The sequence below is a fragment of the Pseudomonas kielensis genome (assembly GCF_014236655.1).
Classification (GTDB): Bacteria; Pseudomonadota; Gammaproteobacteria; order Pseudomonadales; family Pseudomonadaceae; genus Aquipseudomonas; species Aquipseudomonas kielensis.
This window is the reverse complement of record NZ_JACMYG010000005.1, coordinates 76,027-91,732: the sequence shown is the minus strand read 5'-3', so window position 1 is coordinate 91,732 and position 15,706 is coordinate 76,027. Positions and strand designations below refer to the sequence as shown.

Here is a 15,706-nt window from a genome sequence, read left to right as displayed (position 1 = left end):
TCGCCTTTTTCTTCAGCGGGCCGATGAGGGAAATCAATTGTCGTGGCCACTGGTGGCTGTCGTATAACTTTTGCCCATCGGCACGGCACTCGACCGCGCTGGCTCCGGTGCGCCTTCATGTCCAAGGAATCGCTCATGACCCCAACTGCGCTCGAATACATCGACCTGTACCTTCAGCGTCTTGGTTTTGCCACGCCGCCCGCACCCACCCTGGAAACCCTGGCTGAACTGCAGCTAAGGCACACCAGCACTTTCGTCTTCGAAAATCTCTCGCCCCTGGCCGGATTGCCGGTGCCCCTCGACCTGCCCTCGGTCCAGCACAAAGTGCTGCATGAGGGCCGTGGCGGCTATTGCTACGAGCTCAACAATCTATACATGACCCTGCTGGAGCACCTGGGGTACCAGGTCCGTGGTATCACCGGGCGCGTGGTGATGAACGCCCCGCAGGACGCCTGGGCGGCGCGTACCCATCGCCTGACGCTGGTGACCCTCAATGGCGTGCGCTACATCACCGATGTGGGGTTTGGCGGCATGGTACCGACGGCGCCGCTGCTGCTCGACACCGAGCAGGAGCAGGCAACGCCCCATGAGCCCTATCGCATCACCCGCGAAGACGAGAGCTACACCTTGCGCGCCAAGGTCGCGGACGAGTGGCGGGCAATGTATGTCTTTGACCTGCAGCGGCAGGGCGATATCGATTACGAGATCGGCAACTGGTATGTCTCGACTCATCCCCAATCGCCGTTCCTGCAGCGTCTGATGGTGGCGCGGACCGGGGAGGGCGTGCGCCACACCCTGAACAATGGCAGCTATGCTGTGCATCGCCTGGGGTGCCCCAGCGAGCGGCGCGAGATCAGCGATGTGCAGGCGCTGATCGACGTGCTGCGCAGCGAATTCTCGCTCCAGGTGCCCGAGCATCCGGCACTGCTGGCGACCCTGGCGAGATTGATCGCCGCTGAGCAATAAGTACCGACACGCGAAAAAAAGCTGATCGATCGATCAGCTATTTTTCGACCGGCGGTAAAGCCAGAAACGTGCGGGCTAGACGGTTGGAAGCGAGCTGGGGTGGATGCTTGTCCATTATGTGACTGATAAGTTGTATACAACTCTATGGACATTTGTCTTGGGTGTTGAATACAGTGTGCGCATAACAAAAACCCAGGGAACCCCCCACGATGAAAACGCCCTCTGTTTCACACCAACGGCCCGAGGATGAAAACCTCGGGGTCGGCGCGAATATGGCTTACGGCCTGCAACACGTTCTGACCATGTATGGCGGTATCGTTGCGGTACCACTGATCATCGGCCAGGCGGCCGGGCTTTCTCCGGCAGACATTGGTCTGTTGATCGCGGCATCGTTGTTTGCAGGCGGGTTGGCAACGCTGCTGCAAACCCTGGGCCTACCGTTCTTTGGTTGTCAGTTGCCGCTGGTGCAGGGCGTGTCGTTCTCCGGTGTCGCGACCATGGTGGCGATTGTCAGCAGTGGCGGTGAGGGCGGCTTCCAGTCGATCCTGGGGGCAGTGATTGCCGCCTCGTTGATCGGCTTGTTGATCACCCCGGTGTTCTCGCGGATCACCAAGTTCTTCCCGCCGCTGGTGACCGGGATTGTCATCACCACCATCGGCCTGACGCTGATGCCGGTGGCCGCGCGCTGGGCCATGGGCGGTAACAGCCATGCCGAAGACTTTGGCAGCATGGCCAACATCGGCCTGGCGGCCGTGACCCTGGTGTTAGTGCTGCTGCTGAGCAAGATCGGCAGTGCCACCATCTCTCGTCTGTCGATCCTGTTGGCCATGGTCATCGGGACCCTGATTGCAGTGTTCCTCGGCATGGCGGACTTTTCCAACGTCGGCGAAGGGCCGATGTTCGGCTTCCCGACGCCGTTCCACTTCGGTATGCCGACCTTTCACTTCGCCGCCATTCTGTCGATGTGCATCGTGGTCATGGTGACCCTGGTCGAGACCTCGGCGGACATCCTTGCGGTGGGTGAGATCATCGACACCAAGGTCGACTCCAAGCGCCTGGGCAACGGCCTGCGGGCCGACATGCTGTCGAGCATGATCGCGCCGATCTTCGGCTCCTTCACCCAGAGCGCCTTCGCCCAGAACGTCGGGCTGGTGGCAGTGACCGGGATCAAGAGCCGCTATGTGGTGGCCACGGGTGGATTGTTCCTGGTGATCCTCGGGCTGCTGCCCTTCATGGGGCGGGTGATTGCCGCGGTGCCGACGTCGGTACTCGGTGGGGCCGGTATCGTGCTGTTCGGCACCGTGGCCGCCAGCGGCATTCGTACCTTGTCCAAGGTCGACTACCGTAACAACGTCAACCTCATCATCGTCGCCACCTCGATCGGCTTCGGCATGATCCCCATCGCTGCGCCGAACTTCTACGACCACTTCCCAAGCTGGTTCGCCACGATCTTCCATTCTGGTATCAGTTCGTCGGCAATCATGGCCATTGCGCTAAACCTGACCTTCAACCACTTCACCACCGGCAACTCCGACCAACAGTCGGTATTTGCCGCCGGTACCGAGCGCACCCTGCGCTTCCAGGACCTGGCTGCGCTGCGTGAAGGCGACTACTTCAGCGATGGCAAGTTGCATGACTGCGATGGCAATGAAGTGCCCGTGGTGGTGGAGAGCCATGGCCATGACGCGCCGGAACATCGACCTGCGCAGATCAAGAGTAGCGAGCACGTCTGACCGCAGTTGCTGGCGATAATAGAGGCCGACCTGTTGAATAAACAGCTCGGCCTTTTTTGTGGTGTTGGATGGCTGTGTTGTGGGTAGGTGCGACGTACATTAAGTGATGGGGGCTTCCTACGGTATAAGCTGAACGTTGCGACTTTGTTGTCTTTTAAGTTCGGCTACCATCGGCACTCGACGTTTAATAATCGCAAGGTTGTTGATGCGTTTTCTTGAATTGCCGAGTTGTTTAACGAATGGAAGTCAACGTTATGGAAGATGTGGGCAGTTTTAACGGGGCTGATCGCTCCGACACGAGCGAGCAGGCGCTAAAGGCAGCTGGAGGTGTTGAGGGGCGACGGTTGATCGTGACTTCAGATCAGCTGTTGCAAATAAAACTTTATGTGGAGCAGGGCAAGTTTCTTCCGACGGATCGTGAGGGGATCGAACTCGCACTGGGTGGGATTATTGATCATCCGGATTTCCAGTGGACGGACATTCAGGAGCTGCACACAAAGATCAAGGTCCATGCTGGAACGTGGCTGCCGATTGAAAGCAAGTTGTTGCTGGTGGGAGGTAATTTAGGTGCGTTTGCAAAAACACAGGGCAAATTTGCCGCAGACCTTGTGCAGCAAATCGAAGCCATGCCGATCAGTGAACGGGTCAAGAACTACGGTCCTATCGCAGTGGATGAAACGCCCTTCATTCCGTTTGATCAGCTTGACCGGGCTGTGTACGGAGAGCTTGAAGGGATGTTTCAGGACCTGAAGGAGAGCGTCAATCTGAGCCGTGCGCCTACGGTCGAATTGAAAGAGTCCATTGAGCGTTTTCACCGGGAGCTGAGCGAACAGCTAGTGCCCTCGGTCAAGCTGAAAAGAAACAAGCTCAATACCATCGACTTTGCGGTGGACCTGATCCGGTTTCGCGAATCACTTGCAGAGATCGAGCGTGATATTGCTCAAGCAGAAAAAGAAGTCAGAACGCTGGCGATCCCCAGTGTGCTGAAGGGATTGAATCCTGTTGCTGTTCTGCTGGACTTTATCCTGGTCGGGCCGGAGGAAGCGCTCATGGGGCGGGGTGGGGCTGAGGCGATGAAAAAGTTGCGAACTTTCGAGAAAAAGCGGCGCAGCCTTATCGCGATGATCGACGGTCAGGAAAAGTTGCCTAGTTTGATACTGTCTCACAGTAACTCGTTGGACAATATTTACGGTTTCATGCGAGCGGCGTCTGCAGCTGCAGAAGCCTTGGTGATGGTGTGGGATTCGGTATTGGCAGAAATAGATAAGTCTGCGAGCGAGCTTTCGCTGATCAAGGAGGGCGTGAGCTTGATACGTTTCAAGCAAAGTTTTATCCGCGGTATTGAGCCGTGGGAGAACGTCAAAGCGCTGGCCGAGTCACTGTTGCAGTCTCTAAACAAGGCCATTGAAGACTTCAATAAACAGCAGTTCGCAAGTTAACCGAGGGAAGGTGTATGAACGAGATAGACAGGATGTCCACTCAAGAGCAGCGCCAGCCAGATTACGCGCTGATGAAGCAAAGCAAATACTCAATAAACATGGCCGTTTCGGAGATTTCCCTGGGGTTTGCCGAGTATCTGCAGGCCAGGCTTGGGCGTCTCAATGCAGCGCTCAATGACGCGCATTCAAGCATTTTGCAATCGACGGTCGCCATGATGCCGTTGTTGAGAAATGCCAATTTTTTAAGCTTGAACGCTGAACTCGATCGGCTGGAGAGCGCTCAGGAATTGGATGAGCAGGCGCGGCAGCGGGCCAAGGAAGAGTTGAGAGAGGACTATATAAGCAGTGTCAATGCCGACATGCGGCGTGTCCGGGGTTTCTGGCTTGGCATGACTACGGCGATCAATCAAGTCGACGACATTGAGGTATTGCCCACTGACGAGGCGGGCAGCACGAACTCGGTCAACCTGGAAAATGGCATTCGATTGGCTCTGCAGGATCTGGATACGCGACTGCTTGAATTGGATGAGCAGCGCAAGGACATTGACGAGTGCATCAGGGTGATCGATGACAAGAACCTGTTCGATTACCTATTGCCCTGGATCGCGAGTGATGAAGAGTTGGATGGGCTTGATTTAAGCGCCCCGCAAGTTGAAATGGTGAAACGTGGTGTACGCCTGTTCAGGAAATTGGTCGAACATGCGTCGCAATACATCCGCTACGTCGACATGGTGAAGCTCAGGAATGACCTGAGGATAAAGCGTCAGCACTACCTGGATCAAAAAGACCAGTTGACCAGGTTGTTGACGGACTCGATCAAGCAGGCGCAAGCCTTGAGTCGGGTCACTCGGCTTGATGCGGTACGGCTCGATTACGTGCGGGAGGCTCAGTTGCTGGCTAGGCAGATCGGTGGTTTTGTCACCGCGTTTGATCTGCCGCCGCACACCCCTCTTGAGAGTTTGAGTGCGATTACAGCGCAAGGCGTCGCCTTGCACAAAACCCTTGAGCCTATCGCTTCGGCGTGGCGTATTTAGTAGGCCTGCCCGCCGGGCTTTTCTCTCGCCCACAAAAAAGCCCCTGATCGTTCGATTCAGGGGCTTTTTGATCTTGCTGTCTGGCTCCACGACCTGGACTCGAACCAGGGACCCAGTGATTAACAGTCACTTGCTCTACCAACTGAGCTATCGCGGAATGCGCCGTATGTTACTGATTAAAAAGAACAAGTCAACAAAAAATTGAATCTGCAGGGTTTTTTCCGGTGAGTGGTGTCGATTCGTTGCGGGGTGGGCAGTCGGCGGTCATTGGCGGTTACCAGAAACGCAGTAGAGGTCTACCATGGGCCCCCGGGCGTGGTTTCACGCGCTGTCGGCCATTAGCCCACAAGGTAGGCGTCATGACTCAACAACCGCTGTTCTCTCAAATCCTGGCGTGCGGGGTGCACGCATGAGCATTGCCCAGATCAGCCTGCCCAAAGGCGTGGGTGCGCCCGCCGAAAAACTGTTCGAAGCGATCACCCAGGCCGGCACCGCTGAAGAGCTCAATCGTGCCGGGGGCAAGGCCGAGGGGTTTGTGCTGGGGCTGGAAAGCGCCAAGGCGATCAAGAGCCAGGTGGCCGAGGCCTTGTACGTGGCCTATGACGATGCCGCCAGTCAGCGGTCGAGCCAGCTGGCTGGCTGAACCGTCAACCGCCGAAGGTCACGGTGCCGAGCATGAGCTTGGCATACAGCGAAGTGGCGGCCAGTTGCACCAGCCACAGGGCCAGGCCGCCGAGAAACACCCCGCTTGCCACTTGCAGCACCAGGCTGTTGCCACGCTTGGTCGCAGGGCGAGGGGCGAAGTGATCCAGGTCGTCATCGCGGTCGGCGCGTAAATTGTCGTTTTTCATCTCGGCTCTCAAGGGTTTCGAAGTTTTGCTGTGTCTGTGGCAGAGCGCTTCGCGAGCAGACGGAGCGCCGCCCGGCTCGCCTCCACAGTGAGGCGCTCTAGAGTCTAGAGTGTGGAGCCTTGGCGTTGGGTATTATCTGCTCGCAAACAAAAAGGGGAAGCCAAGCGGCTTCCCCTTTTTTATCGAGCTGAGCTTCAGATCACCTGAACGATGGCCTGGGTCACGGCTGCGATGTTGTTCTGGTTCAGCGCGGCCACGCAGATGCGGCCGGTGTCCAGGGCGTAGATGCCGAACTCGTTGCGCAGGCGGGTCACTTGTTCAACGGTCAGGCCGGAGTAGGAGAACATCCCGCACTGGCGGCCGACAAAGCTGAAGTCATGATCTGGGGCGTGCTGGGCCAGCAGGTCCACCATCTGGGTACGCATGCCACGAATGCGCAGGCGCATCTCGGCCAGTTCCTGCTCCCACTGGGCGCGCAGTTCCGGGCTGTTGAGCACGGCGGCAACCACTGCCGCGCCGTGCGTCGGCGGGTTGGAGTAGTTGGTGCGGATCACGCGTTTGACTTGCGACAGCACGCGCGCGCTTTCTTCTTTCGATTCGCTGACGATCGACAGTGCGCCGACGCGCTCGCCGTACAGCGAGAACGATTTGGAGAACGAGCTGGAAACGAAGAAGTTCAGCCCCGACTCGGCGAACAGGCGCACGGCAGCGGCGTCTTCGTCGATGCCGTCGCCAAAGCCCTGGTAGGCCATGTCGAGGAACGGCACGAGGTTTTTCGCCTTGACCACTTCCAGGACGTTTTTCCAGTCCGCCGGGCTCAGGTCGACGCCGGTCGGGTTGTGGCAGCAGGCGTGCAGCACCACGATGGAGTTGGCAGGCAGGGCGTTGAGGTCTTCCAGCAGGCCGACGCGGTTGACGTCATGGGTGGCGGCGTCGTAGTAGCGGTAGTTCTGCACCGGGAAGCCGGCGGTTTCGAACAGCGCGCGGTGGTTTTCCCAGCTCGGGTCGCTGATGGCCACGACGGCGTCCGGCAGCAGTTGCTTGAGGAAGTCGGCACCGATTTTCAGCGCGCCGGTACCGCCCACGGACTGGGTGGTGACCACGCGTCCAGCGGCCAGCAGCGGCGAATCAGCGCCAAACAGCAGCTTTTGCACGGCCTGGTCGTAGGCAGCGATGCCGTCGATCGGCAGGTAGCCGCGGGAAGCGTGTTGAGCGGCGCGAGTTGTCTCGGCTTCGACTACGGCGCGCAGGAGTGGAATTCGCCCCTCCTCGTTGCAGTAAACACCGACCCCCAGGTTGACCTTGTTGGTTCGGGTGTCAGCGTTGAATGCTTCGTTGAGGCCCAGGATTGGATCGCGTGGTGCCATTTCGACAGCGGAGAACAGGCTCATTATTGCGGCGGCTCTGAATGGAATGTGGAGGGACGTGTGGCGCTCCAGCCGAATGCACTAGAGCGGTGCACAAACGGGGAGCTAGTATAGAGGCCATCACCGGGCAGGGCGACAGGCGTTTGACCTTTTCCGGCAAGTTTTTCGGTTTATTTGCCAACCGTTAGTCTTATTGTCATGACGGTCTATTACGGGGCATGTAGGACGATTACCTTGAAACTACAGGTATTCGCCACCACATCAACGGTTATCATGATTTTTCCCCGCGACATCCGTCGTCAGCGCTGTTCATCGTGGCTGCCTGGCCCCCCCGCTCAGGCGGGCGTGCGCGCCGCGCAAAACCAGAGGTAGGTATGTCCGAATTCCAGCTAGTCACCCGCTTCGAGCCTGCCGGCGATCAACCGGAAGCCATCCGCCTGATGGTCGAGGGCATCGAGGCCGGGCTCGCGCACCAGACGCTGCTCGGTGTGACAGGTTCCGGCAAGACCTTCAGCATCGCCAACGTGATCGCTCAGGTGCAGCGTCCGACCCTGGTGCTGGCGCCGAACAAGACCCTGGCCGCGCAGTTGTATGGCGAATTCAAGGCGTTTTTCCCCAACAACGCTGTCGAGTACTTCGTTTCCTACTACGACTACTACCAGCCGGAAGCCTACGTGCCGTCGTCCGACACCTTCATTGAGAAGGATGCCTCGATCAACGACCACATCGAACAGATGCGCCTCTCGGCGACCAAGGCGTTGCTTGAGCGCAAGGACGCGATCATCGTCACCACGGTGTCATGCATCTACGGCCTGGGTAGCCCGGAAACTTATCTGAAGATGGTCTTGCACATCGATCGTGGCGACAAACTCGATCAGCGTGCCCTGGTCCGCCGTCTGGCCGACCTGCAATACACCCGCAACGACATGGATTTCGCCCGCGCCACCTTCCGCGTGCGCGGCGACGTGATCGATGTCTACCCGGCGGAATCGGACCTGGAAGCGATCCGCATCGAGCTGTTCGATGACGAAGTCGAAAGCCTTTCGGCCTTCGATCCGCTGACCGGGGAGGTGATCCGCAAGCTGCCGCGCTTTACCTTCTACCCCAAGAGCCACTACGTGACGCCCCGTGAAACCCTGCTCGGCGCCATCGAGGGGATCAAGGTCGAGCTGCAGGAGCGTCTCGACTACCTGCGCACCAACAACAAGCTGGTGGAAGCCCAGCGCCTGGAGCAGCGCACCCGGTTTGACCTGGAGATGATCCTGGAGCTGGGCTATTGCAACGGCATCGAAAACTACTCGCGCTACCTGTCCGGCCGGGAATCTGGCCAGGCGCCACCGACCTTGTTCGACTACTTGCCGGCCGATGCCTTGCTGGTGATCGACGAGTCCCACGTCAGCGTGCCGCAGGTGGGTGCGATGTATAAGGGCGACCGTTCACGCAAGGAAACCCTGGTGGAGTACGGGTTCCGCCTGCCCTCGGCGCTGGATAACCGGCCGATGCGCTTCGATGAGTTCGAAAGCATTAGCCCGCAGACGATTTTTGTCTCGGCCACCCCGGGCAACTACGAAGCCGAACACGCCGGGCGCGTGGTCGAGCAAGTGGTGCGTCCGACCGGCCTGGTGGACCCGCAGATCGAAATCCGCCCGGCGCTGACCCAGGTCGACGACCTGCTGTCGGAGATCACCAAACGGGTAGCGCTGGAGGAGCGGGTGCTGGTCACCACGCTGACCAAGCGCATGTCCGAAGACCTCACCGACTACCTGGCCGACCACGGTGTGCGCGTGCGTTATCTGCACTCGGACATCGACACCGTGGAGCGGGTGGAGATCATCCGCGACTTGCGCCTGGGCACTTTCGACGTGCTGGTGGGGATCAACCTGTTGCGTGAAGGCCTGGACATGCCGGAAGTGTCGCTGGTGGCGATTCTCGATGCCGACAAGGAAGGCTTCCTGCGTTCCGAGCGCTCGCTGATCCAGACCATCGGCCGCGCCGCGCGTAACCTCAACGGCCGGGCGATTCTGTATGCCGACCGCATCACGGGTTCGATGGAGCGGGCGATCGGCGAGACCGAACGTCGTCGTGACAAGCAGATCGCGTTCAACCTGGCCAACGGCATCACCCCCAAAGGGGTGTTCAAGGATGTTGCCGACATCATGGAAGGCGCCACCGTGCCGGGTTCGCGCAGCAAGAAGCGCAAGGGCATGGCCAAGGCGGCCGAGGAAAGCGCCAAGTACGAAAACGAACTGCGCTCGCCGAGCGAGATCACCAAGCGCATTCGCCAGTTGGAAGAGAAGATGTACCAGCTCGCCCGCGACCTGGAGTTCGAAGCCGCAGCCCAGACCCGCGACGAAATCGCCAAGATGCGCGAGCGGTTGCTGGCGGTCTGATCCTCGGCGCCTGACAGGGCCTCATCGCGGGCAAGCCCACTTGTAGGAACGGGCGCCCGCTTGCGGCCTGCTCGCGAAAAACCTGAGCGCGACGGGTTTATCCAGACAGTACGTGTCATCGTTTACGTCCATCGCGAGCAGGCCGCAAGCGGGCGCCCGTTCCTACATGTGGGCAAGCCCGCCAGTGCGCTATAAATTCAACTAGTGCGCCTCTCCAACCTTGATCCCCGCCGGCAACGCCTTGGTCAGCAGAATCGCCAGCATGCTCACCCCCAGCGCAATCCCGACAAAATGAAAGGCGTCGTTGTACGCCATGATCGATGCCTGCTGATGGGCGATCTCGCTGAGCTTGCCCAGCGCGGCCGTCTCGCTGCCAAAGCGGTCGGTCAGGCTGGCCAGGCGCTCGGCCACTTGCGGGTTGGTTGGCACGATGGCTTCGCGCAAGTAATCGAAGTAGGTCTTGGTCCGGGCATCCAGCAGGGTGGCGAGCAGGGCGATGCCGATGGCGCCACCGAGGTTGCGCAGGATGTTGAACAGGCTCGACGCCGAGCCGGCATCCTCGGGCAGGATGTAGGCGGTGGCGATCAGCGAGATGGTGACCATGATCAGCGGCTGCCCCAGTGCCCGGATGATCTGGATCTGGTTGAACTGCGGCCCGGCAAAGTCCGGGTTCAGCACCCCCGACGAAAAGCTCGCCAGGCCGAACAGGCCAAAACCCAGGGTACACAGCCACTTCGGTGAGATGTACTTCATCAGCTTGGGCACCAGCGGAATCAGGAACAGCTGGGGCACGCCCATCCACATGATCACTTCACCGATCTGCAGGGCGTTGTAGTTCTGGATCTGCGCCAGGTACAGCGGCAGCAGGTAGATCGAGCCATACAGCCCCACCCCCATGCCCAGGCTGGAGATACTCGACAGGCCGAAGTTGCGGTTGCGCAGGATGCCCAGGTTGATCAGCGGGTTGGGCTTGGACACCTGGACGATGACAAAGGTGATCAGGCTGACCAGGGCAATGCTGCCCAGGGTGACGATCAGGCTCGACTCCAGCCAGTCCTTGCGATGGCCTTCCTCGAGGAACACCTGCAGGCAGCCCAGGCCGACGCCCAGGGTGAGGATGCCGGTGTAGTCGGTGCTCTTGAGCAGTTCCCAGTGCGCCTCTTTCTTCTCCAGGCCATACATCAGGCCGGCAATCATGATCAGGCCGGGCGGGATGTTGATGTAGAAGATGTACTCCCAGCCCCAGTTTTCCGTGAGCCAGCCACCCAGGGTCGGGCCGATGGAGGGGGCGAAGGTGGCGGTCATGGCGAACATGGCCATGCCTTTGGCGCGATGGTGTTCAGGCAGCTTGATCAGCGTCAGGGTGAACGCCAGGGGGATCAGCGCGCCGCCGGTAAAACCCTGCAAGGCACGGAACACGATCATGCTTTCCAGGCTCCAGGCCATGGAGCAGAGCAGGGAGGCGAACAGGAAACCGACCGAGACCCAGACCGCCAGGCGGCGAGCCGAGAGCAACTGCACCAGCCAGGCGGTGAGGGGGATCATGATGATTTCCGCCACCAGGTAGGAGGTGGAAATCCACGAGCCTTCCTCAAGCGTCGCCGACAGCGCGCCCTGGATGTCTTTGAGCGAGGAGTTGGTAATCTGGATGTCGAGTACCGCCATGAAGGCGCCGAGCATCACGCTCATGACTGCAATCCAGTCCCGCCGGGTCGGTTCGCCGACCGGGCGGATCAGTTGATCACCGGCCATCGACGGGGTCTTTGATGTTCACTTTGACGGTGACCGACATGCCCGGACGGATCTTGCCGTGCAGCGGGTTATCCGCGGCAAACGTCAGCTTCACCGGAATCCGTTGCACCACCTTGGTGAAGTTGCCGGTGGCATTGTCTGGCGGCAGCAGGCTGAACTGGGCGCCGGAGGCGGCGAACAGGCTGTCGACCCGGGCGTCGATCGGGGTGTCGCCGTAGGCATCAAAAATCAACTCGGCCTTTTGCCCAGGCTGCATGTGGCCGATCTGGGTTTCCTTGAAGTTGGCCTGAATCCAGATGTCCTGGTCCGGGACGATCGACAGCAGGTACGCGCCGGCTTGCACCACCTGGCCGTTGCGCGCTGCGCGTTGGCCGACCAGGCCGCTGATCGGCGAGTGGATCTCGCTGCGGGTCAGGTTCAGCTCGGCCTGGGCCAGGTCGGCCTGGGCATTGGCGATCTGCGCGTCGAGGCGCTTGATCTCGGCGCTCAGGGCGTTGACCTGTTGGCGCTGTGCCTGGGCGTCGGCCTGGGCCTTGGTGACCTGGGAGCGAGCGATATGGTTTTCCGCCGACAGGGTGGTGACCCGCTCTTCCGAGACGTAGCCGGGCTTGCGCAGGGTTTCGGCGCGGGACAGATCAATTTGCGAACGCCCCAGGCTGGCCTGGCTGGAGGCGACCTGGGCTTCGCTGGAGGCGATCAGGCTGGCTTGCTGGGTCAGTTTGCTCTGGGCTTGCAGGCGCTCGGCCTGGCGGGTGGCGAGGGCAGCGGCAGCGCGGTCGACGGCAAGGCGGAAGTCCTCACCTTCGAGGCGGATCAGCAACTGGCCTTTTTCCACGTGCTGGTTGTCCTGCACCAGCACCTCGTCGATGCGCGCGCTCAACTGGCTGGAAACGCGGGTGATTTCACCCTGCACATAGGCGTTATCGGTGCTTTCGTAAAACCGTCCCTTGAAAAACCACTCGGCAAAAAAGCCGCCGGCGACCAGCAGGACGATAAACAGGAAGATAAACAGGCGACGCTTGAGTTGGGCAGGCATGGGCAGCTTGTAGTCGATAAAGTGTAAGGAAATTTAACAGCTGGTGAATCTGGCACATAGCCGACAGGTGGTAAATGCCACCCATTGATATTCAGGCATTTGCCGCTGTTAGCGCCTTTTGTGGCCTCAATCTTGGCTTATATGCCCTGCTCACTGGAGCCGGGCGGGTGTCGCCTGTTACCATTCGCCCTTTGTTTCATCTCCGCTTTTCATCATCTTTCGAGACACGCCATGACCACCGTCCGCACTCGCATCGCGCCATCGCCTACCGGCGATCCCCATGTCGGCACCGCTTACATCGCTTTGTTCAACTACTGCTTTGCCAAGCAGCATGGCGGTGAGTTCATCCTGCGCATCGAAGACACCGATCAGTTGCGCTCGACCCGCGAGTCCGAACAGCAGATTTTTGATGCCTTGCGCTGGCTGGGCATCGACTGGGCTGAAGGCCCGGACGTCGGCGGCCCGCACGGCCCGTACCGGCAGAGCGAGCGGGGCGAGATCTACCAGAAGTACTGCCAGCAGCTCGTAGACATGGGGCATGCGTTCCCATGCTTCTGCACTGCCGAGGAACTGGACCAGATGCGCGCCGAGCAAATGGCTCGCGGCGAGACCCCGCGCTACGACGGTCGGGCGCTGCTGCTGTCCAAGGAAGAAGTGGCGCGCCGCCTGGCCGCTGGCGAACCCCACGTGATCCGCATGAAGGTGCCGACCGAAGGTGTCTGCGTGGTGCCGGACATGCTGCGTGGCGACGTCGAGATCCCGTGGGATCGCATGGACATGCAAGTGCTGATGAAGACCGACGGCCTGCCGACCTACTTCCTGGCCAACGTGGTCGATGACCACCTGATGGGCATCACCCACGTCCTGCGCGGCGAAGAGTGGCTGCCATCGGCGCCGAAACTGATCCTGCTGTACGAATACTTCGGCTGGGAGCAGCCGGAGCTGTGCTACATGCCGCTGCTGCGCAATCCGGACAAGAGCAAGCTGTCCAAGCGCAAGAACCCGACCTCGGTGACCTTCTACGAGCGCATGGGCTTCATGCCGGAAGCGATGCTCAACTACCTGGGGCGCATGGGCTGGTCGATGCCGGACGAGCGCGAGAAGTTCTCCCTGCAAGAGATGGTCGACAACTTCGACCTCAAGCGCGTGTCCCTGGGCGGGCCGATCTTCGACATCGAGAAGCTGTCCTGGCTCAACGGCCAGTGGCTGCGTGACCTGCCGGTGGAAGAGTTCGCCAGCCGCCTGCAGACCTGGGCGCTGAACCCTGAGTACATGATGAAGATCGCGCCCCACGTGCAGGGCCGTGTGGAAACCTTCAGCCAGGTAGCACCGCTCGCCGGGTTCTTCTTCGCCGGTGGCGTCAACCCGGATGCCAAGCTGTTCGAATCCAAGAAGCTCTCGGGCGACCAGGTGCGCCAGTTGATGCAGTTGATCCTGTGGAAGCTGGAGAGCCTGCGCCAGTGGCAGAAGGACAACATCACCGCGACGATTCAGGCGGTCGTCGAATCCCTTGAGCTGAAGCTGCGCGATGCCATGCCGTTGATGTTCGCCGCGATCACCGGTCAGGCGAGCTCGGTGTCGGTGCTCGACGCCATGGAAATCCTCGGCCCGGACCTGACCCGTTTCCGTCTGCGCCAGGCCATCGACCTGCTCGGTGGCGTGTCGAAGAAGGAAAACAAGGAGTGGGAAAAGCTGTTGGCCGCGATCGCCTGATTCCCAGCAGCAGCTCCTGCCAGGCCTTTGGCCTGCGCCAAACCCCCGGATTTCCGGGGGGAGGGCGGTAAGTGATTGTAATGTCGGCAAAAAATTTTAAATTTTTTGAAAAATAAGTTTGACAGGCATCCGATACGCCCTTAAGATTCGCCCCGTCCTCAGCGATGACATCAACGATGAGGGGCTATAGCTCAGCTGGGAGAGCGCTTGCATGGCATGCAAGAGGTCGACGGTTCGATCCCGTCTAGCTCCACCAATTTACACTTCAAGGTCTGGCCACACCGGCCTTGAAGCGATCAACACTCAGCGTTGATCAGTTGTATAGAAGGTTTGTGTCCCCTTCGTCTAGTGGCCTAGGACACCGCCCTTTCACGGCGGTAACAGGGGTTCGAGTCCCCTAGGGGACGCCAGTTTTACAGAAGTGATGTTGCAAGATGTCACTCCGCCGCGAGGCGAAAAATCTGGGGCTTTAGCTCAGCTGGGAGAGCGCCTGCATGGCATGCAGGAGGTCAGCGGTTCGATCCCGCTAAGCTCCACCAATTTTACACTTCAAGGTCTGGCCACACCGGCCTTGAAGCGATCAGTACTCAGCGCTGATCAGTGTATAGAAGGGTTTGCGTCCCCTTCGTCTAGTGGCCTAGGACACCGCCCTTTCACGGCGGTAACAGGGGTTCGAGTCCCCTAGGGGACGCCACGATTACCCGCTCTGCGGGATTTTATAAGGGTCATTCAATTATTGAATGGCCCTTTTGTTTGTCTGGCGTTTGGCCAATTCCCCAATTCCCCCTCTGCTCTTCTGACCAACGGTCAAATCCAACCCTTGCGTAAATTTATTATGAGAATAATATTTCCATCGTAATATTCGGAGGTAACGATGAACGACAAAAAAGCTCAAACCCGTGAACGCATTCTCCAGGCCGCCAGCTCTGCGCTGATTCAACGTGGCCCGGCGGAACCGAGCGTGGGCGAAGTGATGGGTGCGGCCGGCCTGACTGTCGGCGGCTTCTATGCGCACTTCGAAAGCAAGGACGCGATGATGCTGGAAGCCTTCACCCAGTTGCTCGGCCAGCGTCGGGCGTTGATCGCCGACATGGATGCCGAGCTGACCGGGGAAGAGCGCCGGGCGTTGGTCGCGGCGTTCTACCTGTCGCGCAAACACCGCGACTCCACCGAAAACGCCTGCCCGATTCCGGCGTCGGTGGGGGAGCTGGGCCGCCTGCCGGATGACTTCCGGGTGGCCTTGAACGAGCACGTCGAGCTGATGGTCGCGCAGTTGGCCAACAGCCCGGAAGACGCCGACAAGGTCCTGGCGGACCTGGCGCTGATGGTGGGAGGTCTGGCTCTGGCGCGAGCGCTGGGAGCCGGTGAGTTGTCTGATCGATTGCTGCGTGCCGCCAAGTCGGCGGTGCTGTGACCTGAAGCGTT

The 15,706-nt window shown here is 59.8% G+C and carries 12 protein-coding genes and 5 tRNA genes; 12 read left to right on the top strand and 5 right to left on the bottom strand.

Annotation, left to right across the window (positions count from 1 at the left end; genetic code table 11):
- Nucleotides 1-135: 135 nt before the first annotated feature.
- From H7995_RS06815 to H7995_RS06800, 4 genes are all read left to right on the top strand, one after another.
- Entirely contained in the window at nt 136-966 is an 831-nt protein-coding gene (locus tag H7995_RS06815) for an arylamine N-acetyltransferase family protein (RefSeq protein WP_185818151.1), read from the top strand.
- A gap of 209 nt (nt 967-1,175) precedes the next feature.
- A complete protein-coding gene (locus H7995_RS06810) occupies nt 1,176-2,699 on the top strand; it encodes a nucleobase:cation symporter-2 family protein (protein ID WP_182341134.1) in 1,524 nt (507 codons plus the stop codon).
- A 239-nt stretch (nt 2,700-2,938) separates the two neighbouring features.
- On the top strand, nt 2,939-4,138 hold the full coding sequence (locus tag H7995_RS06805) for an alpha-xenorhabdolysin family binary toxin subunit A (protein ID WP_185818150.1): 1,200 nt from the start codon (nt 2,939-2,941) through the stop codon (nt 4,136-4,138).
- A gap of 14 nt (nt 4,139-4,152) precedes the next feature.
- Nucleotides 4,153-5,172, top strand: a complete 1,020-nt coding sequence (locus H7995_RS06800; RefSeq protein ID WP_185818149.1) for an alpha-xenorhabdolysin family binary toxin subunit B — start codon at nt 4,153-4,155, stop codon at nt 5,170-5,172.
- Nucleotides 5,173-5,253: 81 nt separating this feature from the next.
- Here H7995_RS06800 and H7995_RS06795 read toward each other — a convergent pair.
- A tRNA-Asn gene (locus H7995_RS06795) sits at nt 5,254-5,329 on the bottom strand.
- A gap of 252 nt (nt 5,330-5,581) precedes the next feature.
- Here H7995_RS06795 and H7995_RS06790 point away from each other — a divergent pair.
- Entirely contained in the window at nt 5,582-5,815 is a 234-nt protein-coding gene (locus tag H7995_RS06790; RefSeq protein WP_095165258.1) for a hypothetical protein, read from the top strand.
- Between the two features lie 4 nt (nt 5,816-5,819).
- Here H7995_RS06790 and H7995_RS06785 read toward each other — a convergent pair whose 3' ends face one another.
- A complete protein-coding gene (locus H7995_RS06785) occupies nt 5,820-6,023 on the bottom strand; it encodes a hypothetical protein (protein WP_166589939.1) in 204 nt (67 codons plus the stop codon).
- A 194-nt stretch (nt 6,024-6,217) separates the two neighbouring features.
- Complete coding sequence (locus H7995_RS06780; RefSeq protein ID WP_166589938.1) at nt 6,218-7,414, bottom strand: amino acid aminotransferase; 1,197 nt, start codon at nt 7,412-7,414, stop codon at nt 6,218-6,220.
- 350 nt (nt 7,415-7,764) lie between these two features.
- On the opposite strand from H7995_RS06780, the gene uvrB reads away from it, so the two are divergent.
- On the top strand, nt 7,765-9,780 hold the full coding sequence (uvrB, locus tag H7995_RS06775) for an excinuclease ABC subunit UvrB (protein WP_166589937.1): 2,016 nt from the start codon (nt 7,765-7,767) through the stop codon (nt 9,778-9,780).
- A gap of 201 nt (nt 9,781-9,981) precedes the next feature.
- Here the strand turns inward: uvrB and H7995_RS06770 are convergent, their stop codons facing one another.
- Both H7995_RS06770 and H7995_RS06765 read right to left on the bottom strand, forming a co-directional pair.
- Nucleotides 9,982-11,532, bottom strand: coding sequence for an MDR family MFS transporter (locus H7995_RS06770; RefSeq protein ID WP_185818148.1), 1,551 nt, complete (start codon nt 11,530-11,532; stop codon nt 9,982-9,984).
- The gene (locus tag H7995_RS06765; RefSeq protein ID WP_182341114.1) at nt 11,522-12,568 is read right to left on the bottom strand and encodes an HlyD family secretion protein; all 1,047 of its coding nucleotides are present in this window, start codon (nt 12,566-12,568) and stop codon (nt 11,522-11,524) included. The genes H7995_RS06770 and H7995_RS06765 overlap by 11 nt, the downstream gene beginning before the upstream one ends.
- A 231-nt stretch (nt 12,569-12,799) precedes the next feature.
- Between H7995_RS06765 and gltX the strand changes: the two genes are divergently transcribed.
- The 6 genes from gltX (at nt 12,800) to H7995_RS06735 (ending at nt 15,695) form a co-directional block, all read left to right on the top strand.
- Nucleotides 12,800-14,281: a glutamate--tRNA ligase gene (gltX, locus tag H7995_RS06760; protein WP_166589934.1), complete on the top strand. Its 1,482-nt coding sequence runs from the start codon at nt 12,800-12,802 to the stop codon at nt 14,279-14,281.
- Nucleotides 14,282-14,461: 180 nt separating this feature from the next.
- Nucleotides 14,462-14,537 (top strand) — tRNA-Ala (locus tag H7995_RS06755).
- A gap of 78 nt (nt 14,538-14,615) precedes the next feature.
- Nucleotides 14,616-14,691: transfer RNA gene (locus tag H7995_RS06750), tRNA-Glu, on the top strand.
- 53 nt (nt 14,692-14,744) lie between these two features.
- A tRNA-Ala gene (locus H7995_RS06745) sits at nt 14,745-14,820 on the top strand.
- A gap of 79 nt (nt 14,821-14,899) precedes the next feature.
- Nucleotides 14,900-14,975, top strand: a tRNA-Glu gene (locus H7995_RS06740).
- Nucleotides 14,976-15,155: 180 nt separating this feature from the next.
- A complete protein-coding gene (locus H7995_RS06735; RefSeq protein WP_166589933.1) occupies nt 15,156-15,695 on the top strand; it encodes a TetR/AcrR family transcriptional regulator in 540 nt (179 codons plus the stop codon).
- Nucleotides 15,696-15,706: the final 11 nt, after the last annotated feature.

Excerpts from the sequence above, each read along its gene's own strand:
- H7995_RS06815 (WP_185818151.1), top strand. The coding sequence starts at position 136 with ATGACCCCAACTGCGCTCGAATACATCGACCTGTACCTTCAGCGTCTT.
- H7995_RS06810 (WP_182341134.1), top strand. The coding sequence starts at position 1,176 with ATGAAAACGCCCTCTGTTTCACACCAACGGCCCGAGGATGAAAACCTC.
- H7995_RS06805 (WP_185818150.1), top strand. The coding sequence starts at position 2,939 with ATGGAAGTCAACGTTATGGAAGATGTGGGCAGTTTTAACGGGGCTGAT.
- H7995_RS06800 (WP_185818149.1), top strand. The coding sequence starts at position 4,153 with ATGAACGAGATAGACAGGATGTCCACTCAAGAGCAGCGCCAGCCAGAT.
- H7995_RS06790 (WP_095165258.1), top strand. The coding sequence starts at position 5,582 with ATGAGCATTGCCCAGATCAGCCTGCCCAAAGGCGTGGGTGCGCCCGCC.
- H7995_RS06785 (WP_166589939.1), bottom strand. The coding sequence starts at position 6,023 with ATGAAAAACGACAATTTACGCGCCGACCGCGATGACGACCTGGATCAC.
- H7995_RS06780 (WP_166589938.1), bottom strand. The coding sequence starts at position 7,414 with ATGAGCCTGTTCTCCGCTGTCGAAATGGCACCACGCGATCCAATCCTG.
- uvrB (WP_166589937.1), top strand. The coding sequence starts at position 7,765 with ATGTCCGAATTCCAGCTAGTCACCCGCTTCGAGCCTGCCGGCGATCAA.
- H7995_RS06770 (WP_185818148.1), bottom strand. The coding sequence starts at position 11,532 with ATGGCCGGTGATCAACTGATCCGCCCGGTCGGCGAACCGACCCGGCGG.
- H7995_RS06765 (WP_182341114.1), bottom strand. The coding sequence starts at position 12,568 with ATGCCTGCCCAACTCAAGCGTCGCCTGTTTATCTTCCTGTTTATCGTC.
- gltX (WP_166589934.1), top strand. The coding sequence starts at position 12,800 with ATGACCACCGTCCGCACTCGCATCGCGCCATCGCCTACCGGCGATCCC.
- H7995_RS06735 (WP_166589933.1), top strand. The coding sequence starts at position 15,156 with ATGAACGACAAAAAAGCTCAAACCCGTGAACGCATTCTCCAGGCCGCC.